The following is a 25,730-nucleotide window of genomic DNA, read 5'->3' as shown; positions in this document are numbered from 1 at the left end:
GCGAAAGTCATGCAAAACATAGAATTAACATGGCAAAAAAGATTTGCATTCTTGCCCTGATAACAATCCTATTTTCTTTGAGCTCTCCATGGATTGAACCTGCTGTTGCAAGCCTTCCTAAGGGTAATCGGCTAAAGGATCCATATGCAATCTTAAGAAATTCTTTACCGATTGACCAAAAGGAATTACGTGAATTACAAAACAAACTGGAAGATACCAGCGATGATCTTCGAGGAAGCAGATGGTCAGCAATCAGCAAAGCCACCTCAAGAAGTCAATTCTTAGTTAGTAACAGAAAAAATCAAATTCTTGACTCCATACCAGATGAAAATAAGAACCAAGCATCTAATCTGCTATCCAATCTGAAAGAAGAACTTGATGAATTAGGGCAAATAGCGAACGAAAAGAATAAAGTCTCATTTCTTGACGTCAGACGTAAAAGTTTAAAAACAATTGATGATTTAGAATCTCTTTTAATAACTAATAACTTTCCATATAAAATACCAATTGAATATGACAATTTACCACGGCTTTTAGGCAGAGCAAATGTAGAGATAAAAACATCAAAAGGAGATATGAGTGCAATTATTGATGGTTATAATGCTCCTTTAACGGCTGGTGCATTTATAGATCTTTCATTAAAGGGTTTTTACGATGGGTTGCCAATTAATAGAGCTGAAGAATTTTTTATTCTTCAAACTGGTGATCCAAAAGGAGAAGAGATTGGATATGTAAACCCTGATAATAATGAGTTAAGAAAAGTTCCACTAGAAATAAGAACACCTAATCTTCAAGATACACTTTATGGACAAACTTTTGAAGACGTTGGTCTTTACACTGAAACGCCAGTTCTTCCATTCGCAACTTTAGGAACACTTGGCTGGGCACACTCTGATACGGATTTAAATGATGGTTCATCTCAGTTTTTCTTCTTCTTATATGAAGCTGAGTTAAATCCGGCCGGACGTAATCTTATTGATGGAAGAAACGCAGCTTTTGGCTATGTAATAGAAGGTTCTGAAATATTAAATAAACTTGGAGTAGATGATAAAATTATTGCAATCAAAGTGTTAAATGGTTCAGAAAATCTAAAATCTCAAGCCTAAATTTTGAATAAAGTGACAACTACTATTAAAGATTTAGGTGAAAGAGAATTGCTAAATCGTTTAAAAAGATTTATGCGATGTGGACAAATAGAAGATGATATAGCAGAAATAAATATGATCAACAAAAATTTATTGATTAATACTGATTTACTTGTTGAGAAAATTCATTTTTCTGAAAAAATATCTAATGCTAAAGATATTGGCTGGAAATGTATTACCACAAATATTTCTGATCTTATTTGCAGCGGCTCAAAAAATATAATCTCATTTAATGTTGGGCTTGTTTTACCGCCAAGCACACATTGGAAATGGGTAGAAAACCTATATGAAGGAATGGGGGAAGCGATGCAAGAATTTGGAGGAGAAATAATTGGTGGCGATTGTTCTTGTGGAGAAATAAAAATGATTTCAATTACTGCAATTGGAGAAATGAACCCGCCCAGGCTGCATAGAGGAAATGCTTTACCAGGAGATTATATTGTTAGCACTGGATTCCATGGATTAAGCAGGTTAGGTTTAGCCCTTTTGTCATCCGAAAAACTTCCAAGTGAAGTCCAAATAAGTCCTGAGCTTATTAATCGAGCTATCAACTCACACAAACGTCCCTATCCAGCCGTGAAGTCACTACAAGCATTAATAGAGTGCAAACCTGAATCTTCGAGTTGGAGAGCCGCAGGAACTGATAGCAGCGATGGTCTTATTGAATCAATTAGAGGCATTTGCCAAAGCAGTAATTGCCAAGCTGTTTTAACTAAAAACTCTATTCTTAAAGATCCTGACTGGCCAGAAGGTTCTATTTGGGATGAGTGGGTGCTTTATGGGGGAGAAGACTATGAATTGATTTTGAGTCTTCCTAAAAAGTGGGCTGAAGCTTTATCAAATAAATTAGAATCTGCCCAAATTATTGGGTTTATAAAAGAAGGTAAACCCAATGTTTTCTGGGATAACTTAGAAGAAATTAATGTTGAAAACTCTAATATATTTCAACATTTTTAAGTATTAAATTTATAATTTATTTCCACTTTTGAGCAACAATTTCTGCCAAATCGACAACCCTTTGGCTATAACCCCACTCATTGTCATACCAAGCTAAAACTTTCACCAAATTGTCATCTATACACATTGTTAAAGCTTCATCAACAATGGTTGATTCATTTGTTCCAGCATAATCAGTAGAAACAAGAGGCAAATCACCATATTTGATGATTCCTTTCATTTCGCCCTGTGAAGCAGTTTTTAATAATGAATTTACCTCTTCAGCACTAGTTTTACGACTTGATTCAAAAACCAGATCAACTGCAGAAACATTAGGAGTGGGAACTCTCATAGCAATACCAGTTAGTTTCCCTTTCATTTCTGGATAAACAAGAGCAACAGCTTTTGCCGCTCCAGTTGAAGTAGGGACTAAATTCATTGCGGCAGCTCTTGCACGTCGTAAATCACGATGAGCATTATCCAAGATTCTTTGGTCTCCCGTATAACTATGAATTGTGGTCATTAGACCTTTATTAATTCCCAACTTTTGATCTAAAACTTTTACTATCGGAGCTAAACAATTGGTGGTGCAACTTGCATTGCTCAAAATATCAAAATCTTCATGAGAGTACTTATCAGCATTAACACCAACTACATAAGTACCTACACCATCACCTTTACCAGGTGCTGTAAGGATGACCTTTTTAGCCCCAACCTGTAAATGCTTACTAGCGCCAACGTCTGTATTAAACACACCTGTGGACTCGATTACTAAGTCAATTCCCCAATCTTTCCAAGGAAGATTTAACGGATTTCTATCTGAATAACATTTGATGGTTTTACCATTAATTTGAAATGTATCGTCTGTATGTGAAATTTCAGCATTGTTTATCGCACCCAGAATAGAGTCATATTTGAGCAAGTGGGCACATGTCTTTGGATCAGAAGTGACGTTAATACCAACCACTTCAATATTGGTATTAGCGCCCCTGCTCAGCCAACAACGCATAAAATTGCGTCCAATTCTTCCGAATCCATTAATCGCAACACGCAAAGTCATTTCAAAAACGGTAAAACCGCATAAGCTACTGGCCGCTGATCATACAGAACGATGATCATTTTCTGTGCATTTTGAAAAATAATTGAAGCGTTAAGGACATAAAAAGTATAAAAAATCTCTAATTCTTTAAAAAATGTGCCTTTAGATGAATGAAGAGTTATCTTTCACTCGACACTGAATCAAAATTGAAGAAATCACAACAATTACCATTTCATATCCATTTTATTGGAATTGGAGGTATTGGTATGTCTGCTCTAGCAATGATTCTGGCCAAAAATGGATATTCAATATCTGGTTCTGACCAAAAAACAAGTTCTATTTTAAAAGAACTAGCTGGAAATCAATTACATATCTTTCAAACTCAAAAAAAATCTAATATTGACAAAATTTTTAAAGTTCATGGGAAAAATACATTAGTTGTTAGAAGTTCAGCCATTGATGAAGATAATTTAGAATTATGTAAAGCAAGAGAATATAATTTAAAAATCAAACACCGCTCTGAAATTCTAGCCTTTTTAATTGAACAAAAAAGATCAATAATCATCTCAGGATCTCATGGAAAAACAACAACAAGTACTTTTATTGCAACATTATGTTCTTACGCAAAGAGAAATCCAACAGCTATAATTGGAGGAATTGTTCCTCTTTACAAAAAAAACTATAATTTTAGTGATAATGAATTAATAATAGCAGAAGCTGATGAATCAGATGGATCACTAGTCAGATTTTATCCAAATATTGGTATAATAACTAATATTGAACTTGAACATGTTGATCATTATTTAAATCTAGAAGATTTAATAACAACAATGAATCAATTTGCTAAAAATTGTAAATGCTTAATTAGTAATTTTGACTGTAAAAATATTAGAAATAATATACAAGTTTCTAAATGGTTTTCAACACAAAAAATTAAAAATATAGATTTTGCACTAATTCCAAAAAAATCTAATGGATGTGAAGTTTTTGCAGAGTATTATGAAAAAGAAAAATTTATTGATTTCCTAAAAATACCTGTTCCAGGAATTCACAATTTAAGTAATGCAGTAGCTGCAATAGCTGCATGTAGAATAGCTGGTATTTCTTTTAAAGAGATAAAAAAAGGAATTGATCATTTACAGCTACCTGCAAGAAGATTTGACTTTAAAGGATTATGGAAAAAAAGATTAATAGTTGAAGATTATGCTCATCATCCTAGTGAAATTGATGCTTCAATATCAATAGCATCTACTATAATTAAAACAAAAAATAACTTTTCAAAAATAGCCGCTAATCGATTAGTGACTATATTTCAGCCGCATAGATATAGTAGAACTAAACAATTTCAAAAGGAATTTGCAAAAAGTCTCAGCAAATCTGATTTAGTATTCATAACTCCAATTTACTCGGCTGGAGAAGATGAAATTGAAGGAATAAATAATAAGACTATTGGATATGAGTTGAAAAGATTAAAACCAAATCTAGAAATATATACTCCAGATAACAATCAAAAGTTGATACAGCTAATAAAAGAAAAAACAATTGAAAAAGATTTACTTTTAATTATGGGTGCAGGAGATATTAATTTAATATCTACTAATCTACTTTTAGAGGTAATGAATAATAATTCAATTAGCAGTAATTTAGCCGCTTAATATATGAAATTAATTCAATTAGAAAAAAATATTTCCTTATCAAATTTTACAACTTGGAGAATAGGAGGTCCTGCAGAATGGATTGCTCAACCAAAAAATAATGAAGAAATTAAATATTTAATTAATTGGATTAATAAGAAAAATATTCCCTGCAATATTTTTGGTGCTGGATCAAATCTTTTAATCAATGACAAGGGAATTCAAGGCTTGAGCTTATGTATGCGTAATTTTAAAGGAATTCAAATTGATAAAAGTAATGGGATTATCGAAGTCCTTAGCGGAGAGATGCTTCCAACTGTGGCCAGAAAAGCTGCTGCAAACGGACTTCATGGATTCGAATGGGCTATAGGAATACCAGGAACTATTGGGGGAGCAGTAGTTATGAATGCAGGAGCACAAGAACATTGCATATCCAACTATCTCGAGAGTGTTACAACGCTATCTTTGAGAGGTGAATACAAAGTTATCAAAGGAAAAGATCTCAATTTTGGATACCGGTACAGTCTTCTTCAAGATGAAAAATTAATTGTCGTATCTGCTCGACTGAAGCTGGTGTCAGGTCAAGCAGAAAAAATTAAACAAGTCACAAATGAAAACCTAAATCATCGATTAAGAACTCAACCTTATAAAGCCCAAACCTGCGGTAGTGTTTTTCGTAATCCTGAACCTTTGAAAGCTGCAAGATTAATTGAAGAACTTGGTTTAAAGGGATTTCGTTTTGGTGGAGCTGAAATATCTAAAATACATTCAAATTTTATAATTAACGCAAACAAAGCTTCCTCTTATGACGTAAGAGAATTAATTAAATATATCCAAAACAGAGTTTTTAATGCTTATGGGATCTTGTTAGAAACAGAAGTCAAACTATGTGGCTTTTAAATTTAAACCCTAAGATCAATACCAATAGGAAATTCTCATGGCTGGATTCGGACTACCAAATTTTGGACAACTCACTGAAGCTTTTAAAAAAGCACAACAAATTCAGCAGAATGCTCAAAAACTTCAAGAAGAGCTTGAGGTTATGGAAATAGAAGGAGCGAATAATGACAATAGGGCAAAAATATGGATGTCAGGCAATCAAAAGCCTTTACGAATAGAAATTGATTCTTCACTTCTTTCTGAAGAAAAAGCGATAGTCGAAGAAGCCATATTGGATGCTATGAAATCCGCTCACGAAGTCTCAACTTCAACGATGAAAGAGAAGATGGAAGATTTAACAGGTGGGTTCAAGCTTAACCTCCCTGGTATGGGAGATGAGAATTAATCATCTCCTCAAGGTTTTCACGATAAAAAGAATATCTTTCGAGATCTTTATTAATTACGCACCCAGGTTCATCTCTATGCAAACAATTGCGAAACTTACATTTAGACTTAGTTAATTGAGTTCGAAACTCAGGAAACAAATAAGCAAAACCAGAAGGCTCGCATAAAATTTCTGGACGATTAAAACCGGGGGTATCAGCAAGAAGAGATCCATTTCCAATAGCAAACAATTCGACGTGTCTAGTCGTGTGAGTACCTCTCTTTAATTTTTTTGAAACAGATGAAGTAGGTAGTGAAAGAGTTGGAATTAAATGATTAATCAAACTTGTCTTTCCCACTCCAGAGGGACCAGCAAGTACAGTTAATTTTGTATTTCTAAATCGTTTAATTAACAAATCAATGCCTTTAGAATTCTCGATAGATATTGCAATACAATCATAACCCCAGCATTTTAATTTATTTACATATAAGATCAAATTATTTTTTGTAATTAAATCTATTTTAGTTAAAATTATCAAAGGTTTTATGTTTGCACATTCAGCCGTTAATAAAAAACGGCTTGCTTGCTCAATATCAAATAAAGGCTCATCAACTGAGATGCAAATAGCAACTAATGTAACGTTTGCCACTGATGGACGTTTTAAAAAACTTTTTCGCGGCTCTACTTCAAAAATTACAGCTCGTTTATTTTTATAATCTATAGACTCAACAAAAACGATATCACCTACATCTATAAATAAGCCTTGATAATCTAACTTACTTCGTCGTGTGCAAAGCAATCTAGTTTTTTCTGAAAATTGCTCCAATGAATCTTCTTTAAAATCTATATAATCAACTTCTACAATTAAAAAATTTGCCTTAAGTGCAACAACGATACCTTTTAAATTCTTAGATTTATTTGTATTCACTCGATATTATCAAAGTTACTTTTTTAGCGTCTTTATACGTTATTTTTACCTCGTAACCCTTCTGTTCTAATCCATCTATAACACTAATTTCAGATTCACCTACATCCAAATCTACTTTTAAAACTTCATTGTAAGATAAGTTTTCCAAAGCCAAGCAGCATTTAACAAAATTGACTGGGCAAACAAGTCCACATAAGTTTAAATAATGATCTGTTAAGATGTTTTTTTTCACTATATTTTGCCAAATAACTTACTAAATAAACCACTTTTATGATGGTGATTTTGAGGTCCACGTGCAGAATAATGTCCAGCTAATTCTTCTAATAAATTTCTTTCAGAATCAGATAGTTTTGTAGGTAATTTAATCTTTACTGTAACTTGATGATTTCCTCTCGCCACAGGATTTCCTAGTTTTGGAACTCCTTTGTTTTCTAAATTCAAGATAGAATTAGGTTGTGTTCCTACTGGAATTTGTAACTTAGTAGGGCCATCTACAGTATCTATCTCTATAGTATCTCCTAAAATCGCCTGGAGATAACTTATGTTCACTTCTGATAAAATAGTCAAACCATCTCTCTTAAGATTGGGATGATTTTTAACTTTTAAAAATACATATAAATCACCAGATGGACCACCTTTCAATCCAGCATTACCTTCACCTGAAACTCTTAAACGTGTTCCACTATCAACTCCAGCAGGAATATTAATCCTTAATTGTTTTCTTACTTGTTTAACCCCTTTTCCACCACAGGCATTGCATGGGTCCTTAATAACTTGTCCACTCGCTCCACAAGTTGGACATTCAGCAACTTGGGTAAAACTGCCAAAAGGAGTACGAGTAGCTCTTCTTACTTGACCAGCGCCACCACAGGTAGAACATGTAACAGGACCACTTCCTTTTTTTGCCCCAGCACCACCACAAACATCACAAGTTTCTAAATGCGGAACCTTAATTTCTTTTTCTTGTCCAAAAATAGCTTTATCAAAGTCAATAGTGAGGTCATATCGTAAATCGTCTCCCTGCTGAGGTCCTCGTCTTTGAGGTCGAGAACCTCCTGGAGATCCAGAGCCACCAAATCCATTAAAAAAGGTCTCAAACAAATCTGCAAAGCCACCCATGTCTCCCATGTCAGGCATGCCAGCTGCTCCACCTAGTCCAGCTTCTCCAAATTGGTCATAACGAGATCGTTTTTGAGAATCGCTTAAAACTTCATATGCTTTCCCTATCTCTTTAAACTTTTCCTCAGCTCCAGCTTCCTTATTCACGTCAGGATGATATTTTCGAGCTTGTTGTCTATAAGCTCGTTTTAAAGTGTCAGCATCAGCATCTCTACTGACACCCAATAGTTCGTAAAAATCAGCCATTAGTATATTTAAACAAATTCATTTCCTTTTCGATAAATGTATATTTAATTTTCATCTTTAGTTGAAGCAACTGAAGGTTCATTGGGTTCTTGATTAGAAGCACTCTTGTCAGAAATTTCTTCATTAGCAGCTTTAGGTCCTGGGCCCATAGAAACTTTGACTAAAGCATGCCTTAAAACGCGTCCATTCAAGTGATAGCCTCTCTGTAATTCTTCTGTGACAATATCCTCAGATTTTTCTTCACTTGGTTCTCTCATCACAGCTTCATGCAGAGAGGGGTCAAAAGGTTGATCTACAACACGCATTGGAGCAACACCTAATTGCTTAAGCACTTCAACCAATTGCTTATAAAGTCCTTGGTAACTTCTATGTAGAGCTTGAGCTTCTTCACCCTCAGGATTTAATTGCTGTCTTGCTCTTTCAAAGTTATCCACAACAGGAAGAATTTCGCTAAGCGTGGTGCAAGTAAGCTGAATTTTTAGATCATCTTGATCACGCGACTGTCTCTTTCGGAAATTATCAAAATCAGCAGCTATTCTCATATATTGGCTGTTAAGCGTTTCATGCTCTTTTTCCAATTGCTGTAATCTTGATTCAGTATCTGCAACTTGAATATTTGGATCTGATGTAGGTGAGGGTTGATCGTTGTCTTTATCTGGAGAATCATTATTCAATTGAGACTCTTGTTCGTGATTGTCAGAGAGGTCCGCCTGATTGGGTACTGCATTACTTGTATGAGAACTGACAGAATTTTCATTGGAATCATTTTCTAATGAGCCATCCTTAGATAATTCATGTTCTGAGGAGGGAACAACATCTGAATTCATATTGTTTAATTAGCTATTAATACATGTTGATAGGAAAGAGTTTTTTGTACAAGCTACGGAAGCCCACACCTATTTAGACAATATGAAAGTCATTTAAGAATCCACTTCAAATTTTAGAGCAACCCCATTATTGCAATACCGTTTGCCAGTTGGTCTTGGGCCATCATTAAATACATGCCCCTGATGCCCACCACAACGACGACAATGATATTCAGTTCTAGGAACAATTAATTTGAAATCTGTTTTTGTTTCGATTGCATCAGGTAAATGATCAAAAAAGCTTGGCCAACCTGTTCCACTGTCGAATTTTGTTTTGGAAGAAAATAAAGCAAGCCCACATCCTGCACAAGAAAAAATTCCTTTCCTTTTTTCATCATTCAAGGAACTTGAAAACGGCCTCTCTGTTCCTTCCTTGCGCAAAACGTAAAAAGCGTCTTTGGGTAACCGTTTTTCCCATTCTGCGTCCGTTAAAGTTTTATAGTTATCCATAGATTTAGTTGCAGCAAAAGCACTCTTTGGTTTGATAATAAAGTCCAAAAGAGTATTAAAAAATCCAATCATTAAAAATCGACGGTTCAAAAAAGTTTTTCAACTTATTCAATATTAATAAAATTTACCCTTTAAAAGGTGAAAAAAATTAATTGATAAAAAAATGATTTCAAACTCTTTGAAAAGAAATGAATTAGCTAACTACCGATTAAGCATTGCTCCAATGATGGATTGTACAGATAGGCATTTTCGTGTGCTTATGCGTCAAATCACAAAAAAATCTCTTCTATACACGGAAATGATTGTCGCCCAAGCACTTCATTATAGTAAAAATAGAAATGCACTATTAGATTTTGATGAGATTGAACATCCAATTTCCATACAACTTGGAGGAGACAATCCAAATCTTTTAGCTGAAGCAGCACAAATGGCTGAAGACTGGGGTTATGACGAAATTAATTTAAATATTGGGTGCCCTAGTTCAAAAGTTAAATCTGGCAACTTTGGAGCTTGTCTTATGGGAAAACCGAAAATAGTTTCCAACTGCATTGAGAAAATGAAAAAATCATGCAATATCCCAATAACAGTCAAACATCGACTTGGTATTGATAATCTCGACGATGATAATTACCTTATGCAATTTGTTGATCAATGCTCAATTGCAGGAGCAGACAGATTTATCATTCATGCAAGAAAAGCTTGGCTAAATGGACTAAATCCAAAAGAAAATCGAACAATTCCACCTCTTCAATATGAAAGAGTTGAAAAATTAAAAAACAACAGACCTGAATTAATTATCGAACTTAATGGTGGCATAAATACAATAAATGATTGTATTAAAACTCTAAAAATATTTGATGGAGCAATGGTTGGTAGAGCTGCATACTCACATCCCTTTCTTTGGACAAAAATAGATTCAATGATTTTTGGAGATAAGGAAGAATATCTCTCTAGATCAAAAATAATTAAAAAAGTTATTCCTTTTGCTCAAAAACATTTAGAAAATGATGGGCGTCTTTGGCAAATTTCAAAACATATTTTAAATCTTATTAAAAATATACCTAATGCAAGAATTTTGAGACAAGAATTAAGTGAAAAATGTCAAAATCAGAAAGCTGATATTTCAATTTTAAAAAAAATTGCCCAACAACTAGAAGATGCTGGGCATTAACTTATAAGGAACAAAATCTTTAAGATTCTGCGCCACCATAATCTGCAGTAGAGTCGTCTCCCCCTTCAGGCGAAGCACCTCTTCTTCTTCTACTACGACCTTGGTCAAAGCCATTGGGATCTTGAGAAGTATTGCCATGACTACGATCTTCCCAGCCTTTGGCTCCAGAAGGTCTGTCTTGAGCTGATTGATCAACTTGGCCGCCACCGCCATAACCGCCTTGGCCACCACCGCCGTAACCGCCTTGGCCGCCACCGCCGTAACCGCCTTGGCCGCCACCGCCGTAACCGCCTTGGCCGCCACCGCCATAACCGCCTTGGCCGCCACCGCCATAACCGCCTTGGCCACCACCGCCGTAACCGCCTTGGCCGCCACCGCCGTAACCGCCTTGGCCGCCGCCGTAACCGCCACCGCCGTAACCGCCTTGGCCGCCACCGCCGTAACCGCCTTGGCCGCCACCGCCGTAACCGCCTTGGCCGCCACCGCCGTAACCGCCGCCGCCTCTTCTAGGTGCACTACCTCTAGGTTCAGCTTTGTTAATTCTTAAGGGACGACCCATAAGCTCAGCACCTTGGAGAGATTCAATTGCTGAAGCTTCAACTGCTTCATCAGCCATCTCAACAAAAGCAAAACCTCTTTTGCGTCCTGTATCTCGTTCTAAAGGTAAAGAACAGTTTGCCACCTCCCCAAAGGGAGAAAACAATTCAATGACATCTTCCTGCTCAGCGCGGAAGGGTAAGTTGCCGACAAAAATACTCACTTGAAAATTGGACTGAAAATAAAATGTAACTAAGAGGCTATGAATAGCCAAAATTAATAACTCTAAAACGAGTCATCATTCAACACTTTAATACCGAAAGCCCTCAAATAGATTGAAAACAATTTTTTTACTTAAATAATTTCTCCCGCCAAAAAACTAGCTGTTCTTGTACTCTCTCAAATCCAGTTCCACCAGCACTTAATCTAGACTCAACCACAGTTGAGGGCAAAAGCTTTTCATAAATATCTTTTTCAAAGAATTTATGAAATGTTTTCCATCTTTCCAAAGGAATATCTTTTAATAAAATCCCATCCTCCAAAGAAGTCTTCACAATTCGTCCAACTAATTGATAAGCCTCTCGAAATGGTATGTCCTTGGCCACTAAATAATCAGCAACATCAGTTGCATTTGAAAAGTCCGATGAAACAGCATGATTGAGTCTTTCTGTGCGAAAAATCAAACCTTCTTCAAACAAAATTGATGTGGCAATTAACGAATTTTTTACTGTAGTAACACTATCAAAAATTGCTTCTTTATCTTCTTGAAAATCTTTATTATAGGCTAAAGGTAATCCTTTGATCATAGTAAGCATAGCTTGTAAATGTCCAAATACTCTCCCTGACTTACCTCGAACCAGTTCAGGAACATCAGGGTTCTTTTTTTGAGGCATAAGACTACTTCCCGTAGCACATCGATCAGTTAATTGAATAAATGAAAATTCTTCAGATGCCCACAAAATAACTTCTTCCGATAATCTACTTAGATGAGCCATAATTAACGCTGAGGCTCCTAAAAATTCTACGACAAAATCTCTATCACTTACAGCATCTAAACTATTAGAATAAATATCTTGAAAATTTAATTCTGAAGAAGTAATCTTTCTATTTATAGTGATAGAAGTCCCAGCTAAAGCAGCTGCTCCTAAAGGAGAGATATTAACTCTTTTTCTTACATCTGTTAATCTATTTCTATCTCTTTGTGCCATCTCAACATATGCCAATAAATGATGAGCTAAAGAGACAGGTTGTGCTCTTTGTAAATGCGTATAACCAGGAATAAGCGTATAAAGGTTTTTTTCTGCTAATAAAAAAAGAGATCTCTGAAAACGTTCCAAATCTATATCAATTTCATCAATACGCTTTCTAAGCCATAATCTTAAATCTGTTCCAACTTGATCATTTCGACTACGACCAGTATGAAGTTTCTTTCCAACAGGGCCTATTAAATCTATTAATTTTTTTTCTACTGCAAAATGAACATCTTCATCTGAAATATCAGGTTGAAATAATCCATCAGAAGCCTCTTTCCTAATCTGTTCAAGACCATGTTCTAATTTAAAAGCCTCTTCCTTAGTAATAATTCCTTGAATTCCAAGCATGCGTGCATGAGCGATTGATCCATCCAAATCTTCTTCTAATAAACAAACATCAAACTCAATTGAAGCATTAAATTTTTCTATAAAAGGATTAAGTCCTTTTTCAAATCTATCGCTCCAAGTTTTGCTCAATGCATTTTCCAAATTACTAATACAAATAAAGCAAGAGTCTTGGAGATTGTCAGGAGATTTACTAAGTTAATTTAGGAAGCGTTGATTATTCATTAACTTTTAAAACGACCATTGATGCATCATCTTCAAGTTGATGGTCACTCACACCAACAAAACCATCTAATCTTTCAAAAAGTTTATTTAATATTTGTTTGGCTCCTAAACCTTCCCTGGCAAATTTATCTAAAAAAGTTATTAAACGATTTTCGTCAAAACGTTCACCTGATATACCAGGGGCCTCAGTAACTCCATCGGTGTAGTAGAGAAGAACATCACCTGGCTGAAGAAATATCTCGCCACATCCATATTCTGCTTCAGGTTGAAGACCGATCAATAAACCAGGAGCATCTAATCTATGTATTGATTTTGACTTAGCGCTCCAAAGCAAAGGAGGATTATGTGCTGCATTAGCAAAACGTAATTTTCTTGATTGCGCGTCAAAGTCCGAATAAAACAAAGTTACAAACCGATGTGATTGAGTCAGATCTTCAAGAGCTAATTGATTCAAGTCATGCAAAATAGAATCAGGAGCCAATCCTGTTAAAACCTCAGCTCTGAGCATCCCTCGCAACATAGTCATCAACAATCCAGCAGGAACACCTTTACCCATAACATCACCAATCACAAAAGCCCAACGACCAGAAGATTTTCCTTTTTCAGTGAAATCTGGACGAGTTGGCATGAAATCGTAATAATCACCACCTACTTGAAAAGCAGGCCTACAGCAAGCAGCTAATTCAATTCCTTCAATGATTGGACATTGATCAGGTAATAATTGTGATTGAATTTCAGCACCAATACTTATTTGTCTATCAACTTTTTCATGATTCCGAATTACCTGAAATATGACATCATTTTCTATTGCTACACCAGTGAGATCAGCAACTATTTGAATATGTTTTCGATGAACATTGCTTCCAAACACAATCTCTTTTTTATCAAACGCATACAATCGACCTCGCTGTCTACCTCGAGAAACTATTGATGTAGCAATTACATTAAATGAGTCAAAATGTCTTTTAACTAAATGATCTAACAATGCAATATTCCTTTCCTGCATGCCAAAACCCGTTTTTTTTCCCTCCTCTAAAAGAAATAATTTCGTAAATAATTCCTGGTCTTCACCATTAGGAACCATTTGTAATTGCTCACGCCAAATAGTTCCATCATCATGAAAAGGAATTATCAATGCACCTTTAACACCAACTAATTGAGCGACAAGAAGTGGAATCAGTTCAAGAAAACGCTGTAGATTTGTAAAGCTACGTAATGCAAAGCTTAAAGACAGCAATAAATCTTGATTAATAATTTGTTCTTGAGAAAGGCTATGAATTAAATCTGTTAGGGACTTAGATGCAGCACTTGAAAATGAGTGAGTTGAATCTAAATATTGTTGTTCAGAAATTGGAGAATTTTCTTTCACTATTCTCCAGCAATAAAGAAATTAAAATTTAGCAAAAGATACAGAGAATTTCTAAAATATTATCGAGTAGATAAAAGTGCTTCAATAAATTCAAAACTATTAAATGGTCGTAAGTCTCTAATTTTTTCTCCAGCTCCGATAAATCTAACTGGAAGTTTCACTTCTGATGCAACAGCCATTGCAACACCTCCTCTAGATGATCCATCAAGTTTTGTAAGTATTACTCCTGTTAATTCTGCTGAATCAGCAAAAGCTAATGCCTGTTTAAGTCCATTTTGACCTTGACTAGAGTCAAGCACTAATAGAGATTCAACACTTGCATTTGGAGCAAGTTTATCAATAATTTTTCGAATTTTTTTTAATTCCTCCATTAAATTATTTTTAGTTTGTAATCTACCTGCAGTATCAACCAACAATAAATCTATATTTTTTGATTTACTTGCACCAATAGCATCAAACACGATTGATGCTGGATCAGCGTTCTTAGATTCGTTGGCAATAACTTCAACGCCTGTTCTTTGGCCCCAAACCTTTACTTGTTGTACTGCTGCAGCTCTAAAAGTATCTGCAGCAGCAATCATTGCTGAAAATCCACTTCGTTTTGCAACACTTGCCAATTTACCCAGAGTCGTGGTCTTACCAACCCCGTTAACACCAACTAACATCCAAATATTTAAATTACCTTTTTTTGGAGACAACAAATCAACACCACTATCTTTTATTGGCTTTTCTAAAACGTTAACCAATTGCTCTTTTAAAAAACGCAAACCCTCAGATGCTTCAACAACTTCCTCATTTAACTTTCTTCTTAATAAGTCTAAAATTTGATCTGTAGCTGAAACTCCTGCATCTGCTCTAAGTAAAAGAGTTTCTAAATCATCAAGAACTTCAGGCGTCAATGGATCGTCACCTAATTTATCTAGTAAATCAGTAACAAAACCTTTACGAGTTTTTTCTAATCCTTTCTTTAACGTACTAAGCCAATCAATTTCATCTAATGAAAACTGACCGATTTTTTTACCTTGTGCAGCTAAAACTTCAGCTGACCATGTAAAAGTATCATCAAAATCTCCCAGTTGAAGCTCATCTTCTTCTTTTGAATCTGGATGAGCTTTAAGTATATTTTCATCCGCAATATTTGGTTTAAGATCCTTACTTATATTATTGTCTTTATTATCTTTTTCCTCTTCGTTCTTTTCTTTATTAAGTAATTCTTTCTCCTCTTTTTGCTTTTGCTTAAGTTGCAAATACACTTGTTTTGCCCAATCTATAGATTCATCCTTAACAGATGAAAAATCATCAATTTGATTTGAATTAGTAGGACTTTGTTCCTCCTGAGAAAATTTATCTTTCATTTCTAATTTAGTTTTAAAGTAGAGTTTTGAAGTTTCCTTAAAACTCCATTAATCATTCTCCGTCCTTGTTCATCGCTATAACGATTAGCCAAATTTACAGCTTCATTGCAAGTAACAGCTGTAGGAGTATTAAAATCAATCAAATCAACCAAAGCTAATCTTAAAATATCTCTATCAATTCTAGGTAATCTTTTTAATCGCCAACCTTCCATAACACTATCAATATTATTATCAATCTCATCTTGTTTTTCAATGACTAAATGAACCCGTTTTAAAGCTAGCTCACGTATTTCCTTTTGATCGACTAGTGCTAATATTCTTGGTAATTCAATACTTTCAGACAAACTATTAAGTATATTCTCTGACTCAATTAAGCAGGTTTTCAAATAATTACGAGAATTTTTTAACAACCCTGCTTCTTCTTGCAATTCACTATCCAATAATTCTTGATTTGCCTTTTCTAATTTTGAGGCACAAAAGTCTAATTGCTCTCTCCAATGTTGAGTTAAAGATTCTATCGCTTTACTAAGTATACTTTCAAAATTAATATTATTAATATCTTTTGTTTTAATTTGTCCTAAAAGTAAGAGAGCTAATTCTCTAGAAATTGATTTTAATTGCATAAGTATAAGTCAGATACTTTACTATGATGAAGCTCTTAGCTGAGAAAACAAACTAGAAAAAGAAGTATTTGTAGAGTTATTTCTATCATCAGGATTTACAATTCCAGCAGAAATAATTGTCCTAAACGCATCCTCAACAGATATATCTAAATCTTTAACAGAACCTTCTGGAACTAAGGTATACCAACCAGTAGTAGGATTTGGTGCTGTAGGTATAAAAACACTTAACAGAGGTTTGTCTGGTTCGGTTTGAAGAGATGGTCCAACAATACCAGTCACAAAACCAACACTGAACAAACCTTCACGAGGATATTCAACTAAAACAACTCTACGAAATCTCGTTGAATTGTCTCTCAGAAAAGTTTCTAAAAGTTGCTTAAGGGTTTTATACACTGATCCCGCAAGAGGTATTCGTGAAAGAGTTCCTTCTCCAAACTCAAGCAACCATCTCCCTACAAAATTCCTAGCCATAAGACCTATCAATAAAATTCCTAGTAATGGAACCGTTAAACCTAAAGCAAGATTTATCAAGTCTTGCAATAAAGGATTTAGAGTAATAAAGGGATTTAATTGTTTTGGTATTGAAGTTAATATTGCCAGAACAAAGCGACTGACAATTGTAGACAACCAAATAGTGGTAGCTAAAGGAATAACCACCAACAGACCAGCTATCAGGTCATTTTTAAGATCCTGCTGAAGCCTTGAGCCAAGAGTCAGGTCTTCCTTGGGAGAGGACTGCACCAAATAAAGAGAGTCCGAAAATTTACATATCTATAATCTAACCAAATTAAGTGCATTAATTAAATAATTTAAGCTATTAATAAAAATAAAACATTAAAAGAAAGCATTTGAAGCCCAAATAAAATCGCAATTAACTTGAAAACCTTTTTATTAAGGCAAAAAAATTATTCATGAAAAACTTACTGTGAACTTAAAAAAATCTCTTCTTTTAACAAAAAAAATCAAAGAAAAAGCGTTTAAAGAAGGTTTTGATGCAGTAGGGATTGCAAAAGTTCCAGGATCTTCGAGAATCAAACTTCGATCTGCTTCCTTAGAAAGATGGTTGCAAGCTGGCCATCAAGCAAAAATGGAATGGATGAAAAGTCCAAGAAGAAAAAATATAGAAAACATGCTTGAAGGCGTGCAAAGTGTTCTCGCAGTTGGTCTTAATTACTATGTAGATACAGAAAACAATCCTAAAGACATATCCATTGCCAGATACGGATGGGGGCAAGATTATCACAAAGTTATTGAAAAAAAATTAAAGAAAGTTGCCCGATTTCTTGAAAAAGAAAGGCCAAACTCTAAATGGAAAATATGTGTAGATACGAGCGCATTTTTAGATAAAGCATGGGCAGAGGAAGCTGGTATTGGATGGATTGGAAAACACAGCAATATAATTAATTCTGAAATTGGGTCTTGGATGTTTTTAGGTCATCTTTTGTCAACTGAAGATTTAACAGCTGATAAACCCTCAAAACCCATATGTGGTGAATGTGAAAAATGTATTGAAGCCTGCCCAACTAATGCAATTGAAGAACCATTTATTGTCAACTCAAATAAATGTTTGGCATATCACACCTTAGAAAACAGAGAAAAAGAATTACCTAAAAATATTATTAATAAAATGGGTAATTGGGTAGCAGGTTGTGATATTTGTCAAGATGTTTGCCCGTGGAATCAAAAAAATATTCCTAGCACTTTAGAACCGGATCTACAACCTTCTGAATGGATATTAAATATAAGTAAAAAAGATGCGTTGTCTTGGAGTGATTCAAAATGGAAAGACAATTTAAACAACTCAGCATTAAAACGAATTAAACCCTGGATGTGGCGAAGAAATATAAATTCAATATCAAATAATCCGTAAAAATGAAAAAAATTCCAACGATTTCTCTATTTATTCTCTGTCTAACTCTCTTTGAATCTTTGCTTACAACAAAATCATCAAATGCATTTTTTCCTAGAATCAATGAACCAAATCAACAAGAATTAGAATCTACTTCAATACAAATTGGGAAGACAGCAATACAACTAATTCAATTTGGTCAAAATGATGAAGCAATTAAACTTTTAGAACTTGCAGTTCAATTAAATCCTAAAGAAAAAGATCTTTGGATAAGTCTTGCAGAAGCTCAGACTAGATCAAATAGACAACATAAAGCATTATCATCATTAAATGAAGCAATAAAGTTAAAACCGAAAGATCAAAGTATATATTTTATACAAGGTTCCATCTATATGGATTTGAATGATCCCAAAAAAGCGAAGGCTGCGATAAAGAAGGGCTTATCAATTAATAAAAATAATGAAAAAGGATATTTTCAATTAGGTAATGTTGAAATCATGCTAAATAATTATAAGTTAGCATTGATCGCATTCAAAAAATCATCAAAAATTAATCCAGATTTTTGGCAATCTATTAATAATGAAGGTCTTGTTTTATATGAATTAAATAATTTTAATGAGGCCATTTCAAGGTTTAAATCAGCACTTAAAATTAGCAATGATGCTGAACCAATGTTAGCTTTAGCAGTAGTTCTATATTCTTCAAAAAATAAACCTATTGAGTCGTTGAACTTAGCAAAAAATGCTTTAAATTCCAATCATCGATATGTTTCAAAAAACTATCAAGCAAAGCAATTGTGGGGGAAGAAACTACAAAAATCGGCAGAACTTTTATTTAAAGACAAAGAAATGAAAAAAGTAGTTAGAGAAGCTATTGAAAAAAGTCGATGAATTAATGTTTAACAAAAAACTGGTTTTTAACAGATTAGTTAGTAGCCTAAATAAAGAAATATAGGCCTCTTACAAACTCAAAGATGGCCAAGGAACGCCTGAAACCAATATCGTTGCATCAAGAAATGCAGCGCTCTTATCTCGAGTACGCAATGAGCGTAATCGTTGGAAGAGCTTTGCCAGACGCTAGGGATGGATTGAAACCGGTGCAAAGAAGAATTCTTTTTGCGATGTACGAATTAGGACTTACACCTGATAGACCTTATAGAAAATGTGCCCGTGTTGTAGGAGATGTTCTCGGTAAATATCACCCACATGGAGATCAAGCTGTTTACGATGCGCTAGTAAGACAAGTACAAATATTTAGTTCAAGATATCCAATTCTTGATGGGCATGGGAACTTTGGATCTATTGATGATGATCCTCCTGCTGCGATGAGATATACAGAAACACGACTATCTCCAATCTCCAACGATGCAATTTTAAAGGAAATAGATAAAGAAACTGTTGATTTCTCCTCAAATTTTGATGGATCCCAACAAGAACCAGATGTTTTACCAGCTCAGTTACCATTCCTTCTTTTAAATGGAAGTGCAGGGATTGCTGTTGGAATGGCAACAAGTATTCCTCCTCATAATTTAAATGAAGTGGTAGAGGCTTTAATAGCAATAATTAAAAAACCATCTTTAGAAGAAAAAAAATTATTAGAACTAATACCTGGACCTGACTTTCCAACAGGAGGGGAAATTTTAATTAGCAACGGAATAAAAGACACTTACACAAAAGGAAGAGGAAGTATAACCATGAGGGGAATAGCTCATATTGAGGAAATTAATCCAGGCAAAGGTAAACATAAAAGAAGTGGTATTATAATTACAGAACTGCCATATCAATTAAACAAAGCTAGTTGGATTGAAAAACTAGCTGAGCTAGTAAATAATGGAAAAGTTTCTGGAATAGCAGATATCCGAGATGAAAGTGATCGAGATGGGATGAGAATTCTTGTAGAGATAAAAAGAGATTCTGATCCAAAGAAAATTCTAAATTTTTTATATCAAAAAACTAGTCTCCAAAGTAATTTTGGTGCAATTTTACTTGCATTAGTTGATGGTCAACCAGTACAACTTACGTTAAGAAAGCTATTAGATAATTTTCTAGAATTTAGAGAAAATACTATTTTACTTAGAAGCAATTATTTATTAAAAAATATAAAAAAAAGACAAGAAATAGTTGAAGCTCTAATTCAAGCTATAAATAATCTGCGAGAAATAATCAATTTAATTGAAAAATCTAAAGATACAGCTGAAGCAAAAAATAGTTTAATTAGTAACTTGAAGATAAATGAGAGACAAGCAGATGGAATTTTAGGAATGCCTTTAAAAAAAATCACAAGTTTAGAAAAGAATTCATTAAAAAATGAAATAGAAGATCTGCAAGGTAAAAGAGCTGAGCTCGAGTCAATAATTAATGATAAAGAAAAATTAATGAAAGTTATGATTAAAGAATTAAAAGAACTAAAAAAAAGATTTGGAAGTGTTAGAAAAACAAAATTAATAGAGGGTGGAGATGCTCTCATTGCTGAAAGAATGGCAAATCAAAGACCAAATAAGGAATTGCAAAGAATAAATGCTTTAAAAGAATTATCGAAAGATTCAGAAATTATTATTCAAGCAAATAATGAAGTAAAAATAATCCCTTCAATCACAATAAAAAAATTAAAGATAAAAGAAAGTAATCAAGAAAGAAAAAATATTCTACCTACAAAACTAATATGGCCAATATTAAATGAACCAAAAATATTAGCGATAAGTCAACTTGGAAAAATAGGTCTTCTTAAATGGGAATTTGCAGGAAAGAAGCCTGGTCCTCTTGAAAATTTCTTACCAGCGGGATTGGAAAATGATGAAATAATTAATTTAATTCCATTACAAGAAAAAAAAGATATAAGTTTAGGATTAATAAGTAGTGATGGAAAATTCAAAAGAGTTTCAATAAATGAAATTAGCGATATTTCTAATAGATCTACAACAATTTTAAAATTAAAAAACAATATTACACTTCAGTCTTGTGTTCTTTGTGAAGAAAATAGCTATCTATTTTTAATAAGTAACATAGGAAGAATAATCAAAATCAAAATAACAGAGAATGAGTTCCCTTGTATGGGAAAATTAGCTCAAGGAACCAGTATCATGAAATTATTCCCCAGTGAAAATATAATTGAAGCAATAAATATTCGAGAAAAACAAATTAAAGACTTAATTTTAATAACAAGTAAAGGTACTTTTATAAAACATAATACGAAAGAAATCAAAATATCTAAAAAAGGAGAGTTAGGAACAATTGGAATAAATTTTAAAAATAATAAAGAAATGAAAGATAGAGTAATTAATTGTTTTTTAAACAATAAATACGTTTTTATTAAAACGAATCAAGAGAGGTATGAAAAATTAGAAACAGAACTAATTAATAATAGTTTATATAAAAAAGAAAAAAAATTAAATATAAAATTAAATGATAATGAATTTATTCAATCTATTTTTTCAATGATTTTACCAGAAGAAGATTAAGATAAAGAAGTTTTTTCAACCCAATTTAAATATTCATCTGTAACTGTTCCAGTTACATATTTTCCAGTAAAACAAGATAAATCTAATTCATTGAGTTGAGAACCAATAGTAATTGCTTTTGTAAGATCTTCTACTTCTTGATAGATCATTTTATCAATCAATAAAGTATTCTCTATTTCGTTTATATTTCTATTAAAAGCAATCAATTCATTTCTACTTGGCATGTTGATTCCATAAACATGTGGAAACCTAATTGGCGGCGCAGCAGAAGTAAAAGTAACTTTATTAGCGCCAGCACTTCTTGCCATTTGAACAATTTGCTGAGATGTTGTTCCTCTAACAACTGAATCATCAACTATCAAAACATTTTTATTTTTAAATTCAGTACTCATTGCATTTAACTTCTGACGAACTGAACGTTTTCTTAAAGATTGGCCTGGCATTATAAATGTTCTTCCAACATAACGATTCTTAAAAAAGCCCTCCCTATACTCTATTCCTAACTGTCTTGCTACTTGCATTGCAGCAGGTCTAGAAGAGTCAGGTATTGGCATTACTACATCTATATCGCCAAGAGAAATTTGTTTTTTTATGGTTTCAGCTAATAAATCTCCCATTCGTAATCTTGACTCATAAACTGAAATACCATTCATTATTGAGTCAGGTCTAGCTAAATAAACATATTCAAAAGAACATGGAAATAATCGAGGATTATCTGAGCATTGTTTAGAGAAAAACTCACCATCTGAGGTAATAAAAATCGCTTCTCCAGGTTCAACATCTCTAACAATTTTATAATCATTATTTTCAATAACTAATGATTCACTTGCAATTATCCACTCAGGTTTATTCTTTTCATTCAACCTTTTACCAATAACCAAAGGACGAATTCCAAAAGGATCTCTAAAAGCTAAAAGACCATGACCTGCAATTAAAGCAATAGAAGCATAAGATCCCTCTACTCTTGAATGAAGTCTTTTAATAGCATTAAAAAGATCATCTGGATTTATATCTTTTCCTTGTATTGAACTATTTAATTCCGTTGCCAAAACGTTTAATAACATTTCAGTATCACTTGAAGTATTTGTATGCCTTCTATCAACTTTAAAAAGATCTTTTTCTAACTCTCTTGTATTAGTTAAATTTCCATTGTGAACAAGAATAATCCCATATGGAGCGTTTACATAAAAAGGTTGTGCTTCTTCTTCTCTATGAGCAGCTCCTTTGGTCGCATATCTGACATGTCCTAATCCAGTCTTTCCAATCAAAGCCCTCATGTCTCTAGTTCTATAAGCTTCTCTTACTTGGCCTTTAGATTTATTGATATGAAAAACACTTCCATCCATTGTTGCTATCCCAGTAGAGTCCTGTCCTCTATGCTGCAGCAATAACAAACTGTCGTAAATTTGTTGATTACATTGATCAGTTGAAACAACGCCTACTATTCCACACATAATTATATTCCTTTTTTAAATAAGCAAATTTTATTTTTAAAATTATAAATCATAGATATTTTATTTAGATATTTTTTTATAAATAGCATTTTTATATACATCTTTTAAATCTAGAATATTAGCATCTATAATTAAATTATTAGACTGATATACTGATAAATTATTTTGATTATTTACAGTACCTAAATGACATAAAGAAAAACTGATAGATTCTTCTAAAGATAATCTTTTGTAATCTTTTTTTAATTCTAAACTTTGATTCTCTGAACAACTAATTATAACTCGTGCTCCTCCTTCAGAAAAAAGAAGATGATCTAATCTTAAATCACTTGCGGAAAGCATAATATTTGCTCCAAATCCTGAGGAAATACAACACTCAGCTATTGCAATTGCTAATCCACCGTCACCCAAATCATGAGCTGAATTAATAATGCGTTTTTGTATTATTTGTCTTAAAAAAGACTGAACTTGTTTTTCCAAATCTAAATCAATTTCTGGAGGTCTTCCAGTTTTTAATCCATGAATATATTCTAAATAAGATGAAGCAGATAGTGAAATTCTATCATCTTTAATTTCCAATGGTAAGCCTATCATCCATATTTGATCATCAGAATTCTGCCAAGATTTTGTACAAATATTATTGATATTTTCTATTATTCCAACCATACCAATTACAGGTGTTGGATGAATTGGAATAACAGTATTATTTGATAATTTTGTATCATTATAAAGAGATACATTTCCTCCTGTTACAGGAGTATTTAATACTTTACAAGCATTACTTATACCTTTGCATGACATGGATAATTGCCAAAAACCTATTGCTTTTTCTGGAGAAGAAAAATTTAAATTATTAGTGATAGCTATAGGTTCGGCTCCAACACAACTTAAGTTTCTAGCTGCTTCTGCAACAGCAGCCATACTTCCACGTTGAGGATCTAAGTAAACCCATCTATCATTACAATCTACTACAGATGCTATTCCTCTATCTTGATTTGATTGGCCTTTAAAATCATTTTGCGGGCGAATTCGAATAACTGCTGCGTCAGCTTCTCCTGGAGAAACAACCGTATTTGATTGCACTTGATAATCATATTGTGTATAAATCCAATTTTTTGATGCTATTGAAGGAGTACTTAATAGATTTAATAAAATATTATTCCAAGTAACAAATAAATTATTTTTTAAATTAATAATTCCATTATTTAAACTTTTAGGTAATAAATCTTCTGTCCACTTCCAATGTTCTTGTAAATATTCAGGCAATGAATGAATTAATATATGCTCCTCTATGGGTGTATCATCAGCGAGTGAAGATGCTGGTAAGTTTGCTACTATTTTCCCTTTATGTATAACTCTTACAACTTTTTCTTTTAAAACTTTTCCTACAACTGAAACATATAAACCCCATTTAGTAAACAGATCACTCAATTCTTTTTCTGAACCAGGTTTCACAACAAATAACATTCGTTCTTGTGATTCTGATAACAAATACTCATATGCAGTCATTCCCTTTTCTCTAGCTGGAACAAGATCAAGATTTAATTCAATTCCAACCTCACCTTTTGAAGCCATTTCAGAACAACTACAAGTTAGTCCTGCAGCGCCCATATCCTGAGCTGCAATTACATATCCTGTATTAAATGCCTCTAAACATGCTTCTATTAATCCTTTTTCAAGAAAAGGATCACCAACCTGTACAGCAGGTCGATCATCTATTGAAGTTTTTGAAAGTTCAGAGCTAGCAAAACTTGCTCCTCCCATTCCATCTCTGCCAGTAGTATTTCCTACATATAGAACTGGAAAATCTATCCCACTAGCTCCTGAACAAACTATTTCCTCTGTTTCCATTAACCCTAAAGCCATTGCATTAACTAAAGGGTTACCAGAATAACTACTATCAAAACCAACTTCTCCTCCAACAGTAGGAACCCCTACACAGTTACCATAATGAGAAATCCCTGCGACTACACCTTCCAATAAACTGATGTTTTTTTCATCATCTAAGGGTCCAAATCTTAAAGCATTTAATAAGGCTATTGGCCTAGCTCCCATAGTAAAAATATCTCTCAATATTCCACCAACACCAGTTGCAGCTCCTTGAAAGGGCTCAACAGCTGATGGGTGATTATGACTCTCAATTTTAAAAACTAATTTTTGACCTAAACCAATGTCGACTACTCCTGCATTTTCTCCAGGACCAACAAGAATGCGTGAACCTGAAGTTGGAAAATTTTTAAGCAAAGGGCGAGAGTTTCGATAACAACAATGCTCAGACCACATCACACCAAACATTCCTAATTCGTTCCTATTTGGTGGTCTATTAAGTCTTCTACAAATTTCTAAGTAATCAGTTTTTTTTAAACCTTCTTGGACAAGAGAAGACAAAACATCATATTCAACAAAAAAATCTGATGAGTTAATTAATTTATTAAAGTCTTTATTCTCAGTAAAATTTTCCATTA

The 25,730-nt window shown here is 33.6% G+C and carries 23 protein-coding genes; 9 read left to right on the top strand and 14 right to left on the bottom strand.

Going from position 1 to position 25,730, the window contains the following annotated elements:
* Positions 1-29: 29 nt before the first annotated feature.
* Together O5633_RS08455 and thiL are read left to right on the top strand one after the other, a co-directional pair.
* Positions 30-1,106, top strand: a complete 1,077-nt coding sequence (locus tag O5633_RS08455; RefSeq protein ID WP_269609211.1) for a peptidylprolyl isomerase — start codon at positions 30-32, stop codon at positions 1,104-1,106.
* A gap of 12 nt (positions 1,107-1,118) precedes the next feature.
* Complete coding sequence (gene thiL / locus O5633_RS08450; RefSeq protein ID WP_269609210.1) at positions 1,119-2,102, top strand: thiamine-phosphate kinase; 984 nt, start codon at positions 1,119-1,121, stop codon at positions 2,100-2,102.
* A gap of 16 nt (positions 2,103-2,118) precedes the next feature.
* On the opposite strand, the gene gap is transcribed toward thiL, so the two are convergent.
* Positions 2,119-3,141, bottom strand: a complete 1,023-nt coding sequence (gene gap / locus O5633_RS08445) for a type I glyceraldehyde-3-phosphate dehydrogenase (RefSeq protein WP_269609208.1) — start codon at positions 3,139-3,141, stop codon at positions 2,119-2,121.
* Positions 3,142-3,290: 149 nt separating this feature from the next.
* On the opposite strand from gap, the gene murC reads away from it, so the two are divergent.
* The 3 genes from murC to O5633_RS08430 are packed head-to-tail and all read left to right on the top strand — an operon-like array spanning position 3,291 to position 6,039.
* The gene (gene murC / locus O5633_RS08440) at positions 3,291-4,775 is read left to right on the top strand and encodes a UDP-N-acetylmuramate--L-alanine ligase (RefSeq protein WP_269609207.1); all 1,485 of its coding nucleotides are present in this window, start codon (positions 3,291-3,293) and stop codon (positions 4,773-4,775) included.
* Positions 4,776-4,778: 3 nt separating this feature from the next.
* A complete protein-coding gene (gene murB, locus O5633_RS08435) occupies positions 4,779-5,654 on the top strand; it encodes a UDP-N-acetylmuramate dehydrogenase (protein ID WP_269609206.1) in 876 nt (291 codons plus the stop codon).
* Positions 5,655-5,691: 37 nt separating this feature from the next.
* Positions 5,692-6,039, top strand: coding sequence for a YbaB/EbfC family nucleoid-associated protein (locus O5633_RS08430; protein WP_269609205.1), 348 nt, complete (start codon positions 5,692-5,694; stop codon positions 6,037-6,039).
* Here the strand turns inward: O5633_RS08430 and rsgA are convergent.
* The 5 genes from rsgA to msrB all read right to left on the bottom strand — a co-directional run bounded on the left by rsgA (position 6,008) and on the right by msrB (position 9,699).
* On the bottom strand, positions 6,008-6,946 hold the full coding sequence (gene rsgA, locus O5633_RS08425) for a ribosome small subunit-dependent GTPase A (RefSeq protein ID WP_269609204.1): 939 nt from the start codon (positions 6,944-6,946) through the stop codon (positions 6,008-6,010). The two genes, O5633_RS08430 and rsgA, sit on opposite strands and share 32 nt — an antisense overlap.
* Positions 6,933-7,178: a sulfurtransferase TusA family protein gene (locus O5633_RS08420; RefSeq protein ID WP_269609202.1), complete on the bottom strand. Its 246-nt coding sequence runs from the start codon at positions 7,176-7,178 to the stop codon at positions 6,933-6,935. The genes rsgA and O5633_RS08420 overlap by 14 nt, the downstream gene beginning before the upstream one ends.
* A complete protein-coding gene (gene dnaJ / locus O5633_RS08415; protein ID WP_269609201.1) occupies positions 7,178-8,311 on the bottom strand; it encodes a molecular chaperone DnaJ in 1,134 nt (377 codons plus the stop codon). Before dnaJ ends, O5633_RS08420 begins: the two co-directional genes overlap by 1 nt.
* A gap of 44 nt (positions 8,312-8,355) precedes the next feature.
* The gene (gene grpE / locus O5633_RS08410; RefSeq protein ID WP_269609200.1) at positions 8,356-9,138 is read right to left on the bottom strand and encodes a nucleotide exchange factor GrpE; all 783 of its coding nucleotides are present in this window, start codon (positions 9,136-9,138) and stop codon (positions 8,356-8,358) included.
* A gap of 93 nt (positions 9,139-9,231) precedes the next feature.
* On the bottom strand, positions 9,232-9,699 hold the full coding sequence (gene msrB / locus O5633_RS08405) for a peptide-methionine (R)-S-oxide reductase MsrB (protein WP_269611342.1): 468 nt from the start codon (positions 9,697-9,699) through the stop codon (positions 9,232-9,234).
* 91 nt (positions 9,700-9,790) lie between these two features.
* Between msrB and dusA the strand changes: the two genes are divergently transcribed.
* A complete protein-coding gene (gene dusA / locus O5633_RS08400; protein WP_269609199.1) occupies positions 9,791-10,798 on the top strand; it encodes a tRNA dihydrouridine(20/20a) synthase DusA in 1,008 nt (335 codons plus the stop codon).
* Positions 10,799-10,817: 19 nt separating this feature from the next.
* Here dusA and O5633_RS08395 read toward each other — a convergent pair whose 3' ends face one another.
* From O5633_RS08395 to O5633_RS08370, 6 genes are all read right to left on the bottom strand, one after another.
* The gene (locus tag O5633_RS08395) at positions 10,818-11,558 is read right to left on the bottom strand and encodes an RNA recognition motif domain-containing protein (protein WP_269611341.1); all 741 of its coding nucleotides are present in this window, start codon (positions 11,556-11,558) and stop codon (positions 10,818-10,820) included.
* Between the two features lie 127 nt (positions 11,559-11,685).
* The gene (gene argH / locus O5633_RS08390) at positions 11,686-13,077 is read right to left on the bottom strand and encodes an argininosuccinate lyase (protein ID WP_269609198.1); all 1,392 of its coding nucleotides are present in this window, start codon (positions 13,075-13,077) and stop codon (positions 11,686-11,688) included.
* A gap of 73 nt (positions 13,078-13,150) precedes the next feature.
* Positions 13,151-14,527, bottom strand: a complete 1,377-nt coding sequence (locus tag O5633_RS08385) for a PP2C family protein-serine/threonine phosphatase (RefSeq protein WP_269609197.1) — start codon at positions 14,525-14,527, stop codon at positions 13,151-13,153.
* A gap of 59 nt (positions 14,528-14,586) precedes the next feature.
* Entirely contained in the window at positions 14,587-15,882 is a 1,296-nt protein-coding gene (gene ftsY, locus O5633_RS08380) for a signal recognition particle-docking protein FtsY (RefSeq protein WP_269609196.1), read from the bottom strand.
* A gap of 2 nt (positions 15,883-15,884) precedes the next feature.
* Positions 15,885-16,505 carry a transcription antitermination factor NusB gene (nusB, locus tag O5633_RS08375; protein ID WP_269609195.1) on the bottom strand — a complete coding sequence of 207 codons (621 nt, stop codon included), beginning with the start codon at positions 16,503-16,505 and terminating at the stop codon, positions 15,885-15,887.
* Positions 16,506-16,526: 21 nt separating this feature from the next.
* A complete protein-coding gene (locus tag O5633_RS08370; protein ID WP_269609194.1) occupies positions 16,527-17,249 on the bottom strand; it encodes a DUF502 domain-containing protein in 723 nt (240 codons plus the stop codon).
* A gap of 181 nt (positions 17,250-17,430) precedes the next feature.
* Here O5633_RS08370 and queG point away from each other — a divergent pair, with 181 nt between their 5' ends.
* From queG to O5633_RS08355, 3 genes are all read left to right on the top strand, one after another.
* Positions 17,431-18,375: a tRNA epoxyqueuosine(34) reductase QueG gene (queG, locus tag O5633_RS08365; RefSeq protein ID WP_269609193.1), complete on the top strand. Its 945-nt coding sequence runs from the start codon at positions 17,431-17,433 to the stop codon at positions 18,373-18,375.
* 2 nt (positions 18,376-18,377) lie between these two features.
* Positions 18,378-19,244, top strand: a complete 867-nt coding sequence (locus O5633_RS08360) for a tetratricopeptide repeat protein (protein WP_269609192.1) — start codon at positions 18,378-18,380, stop codon at positions 19,242-19,244.
* An 83-nt stretch (positions 19,245-19,327) separates the two neighbouring features.
* Positions 19,328-21,811: a DNA gyrase/topoisomerase IV subunit A gene (locus tag O5633_RS08355; protein WP_420063612.1), complete on the top strand. Its 2,484-nt coding sequence runs from the start codon at positions 19,328-19,330 to the stop codon at positions 21,809-21,811.
* Here the strand turns inward: O5633_RS08355 and purF are convergent.
* Together purF and purL are read right to left on the bottom strand one after the other, a co-directional pair.
* A complete protein-coding gene (gene purF, locus O5633_RS08350; protein WP_269609189.1) occupies positions 21,808-23,265 on the bottom strand; it encodes an amidophosphoribosyltransferase in 1,458 nt (485 codons plus the stop codon). The genes O5633_RS08355 and purF overlap by 4 nt on opposite strands.
* Before the next feature lie 60 nt (positions 23,266-23,325).
* Positions 23,326-25,728: a phosphoribosylformylglycinamidine synthase subunit PurL gene (gene purL / locus O5633_RS08345; protein ID WP_269609188.1), complete on the bottom strand. Its 2,403-nt coding sequence runs from the start codon at positions 25,726-25,728 to the stop codon at positions 23,326-23,328.
* Between the last annotated feature and the right edge of the window lie 2 nt (positions 25,729-25,730).

Source organism: Prochlorococcus marinus str. MIT 1013 (genome assembly GCF_027359395.1).
In the GTDB taxonomy this organism is placed as follows: Bacteria; Cyanobacteriota; Cyanobacteriia; order PCC-6307; family Cyanobiaceae; genus Prochlorococcus_B; species Prochlorococcus_B marinus_E.
Note: the sequence above shows the minus strand (reverse complement) of the source record. Positions and strands in the feature narration are given on the sequence as shown.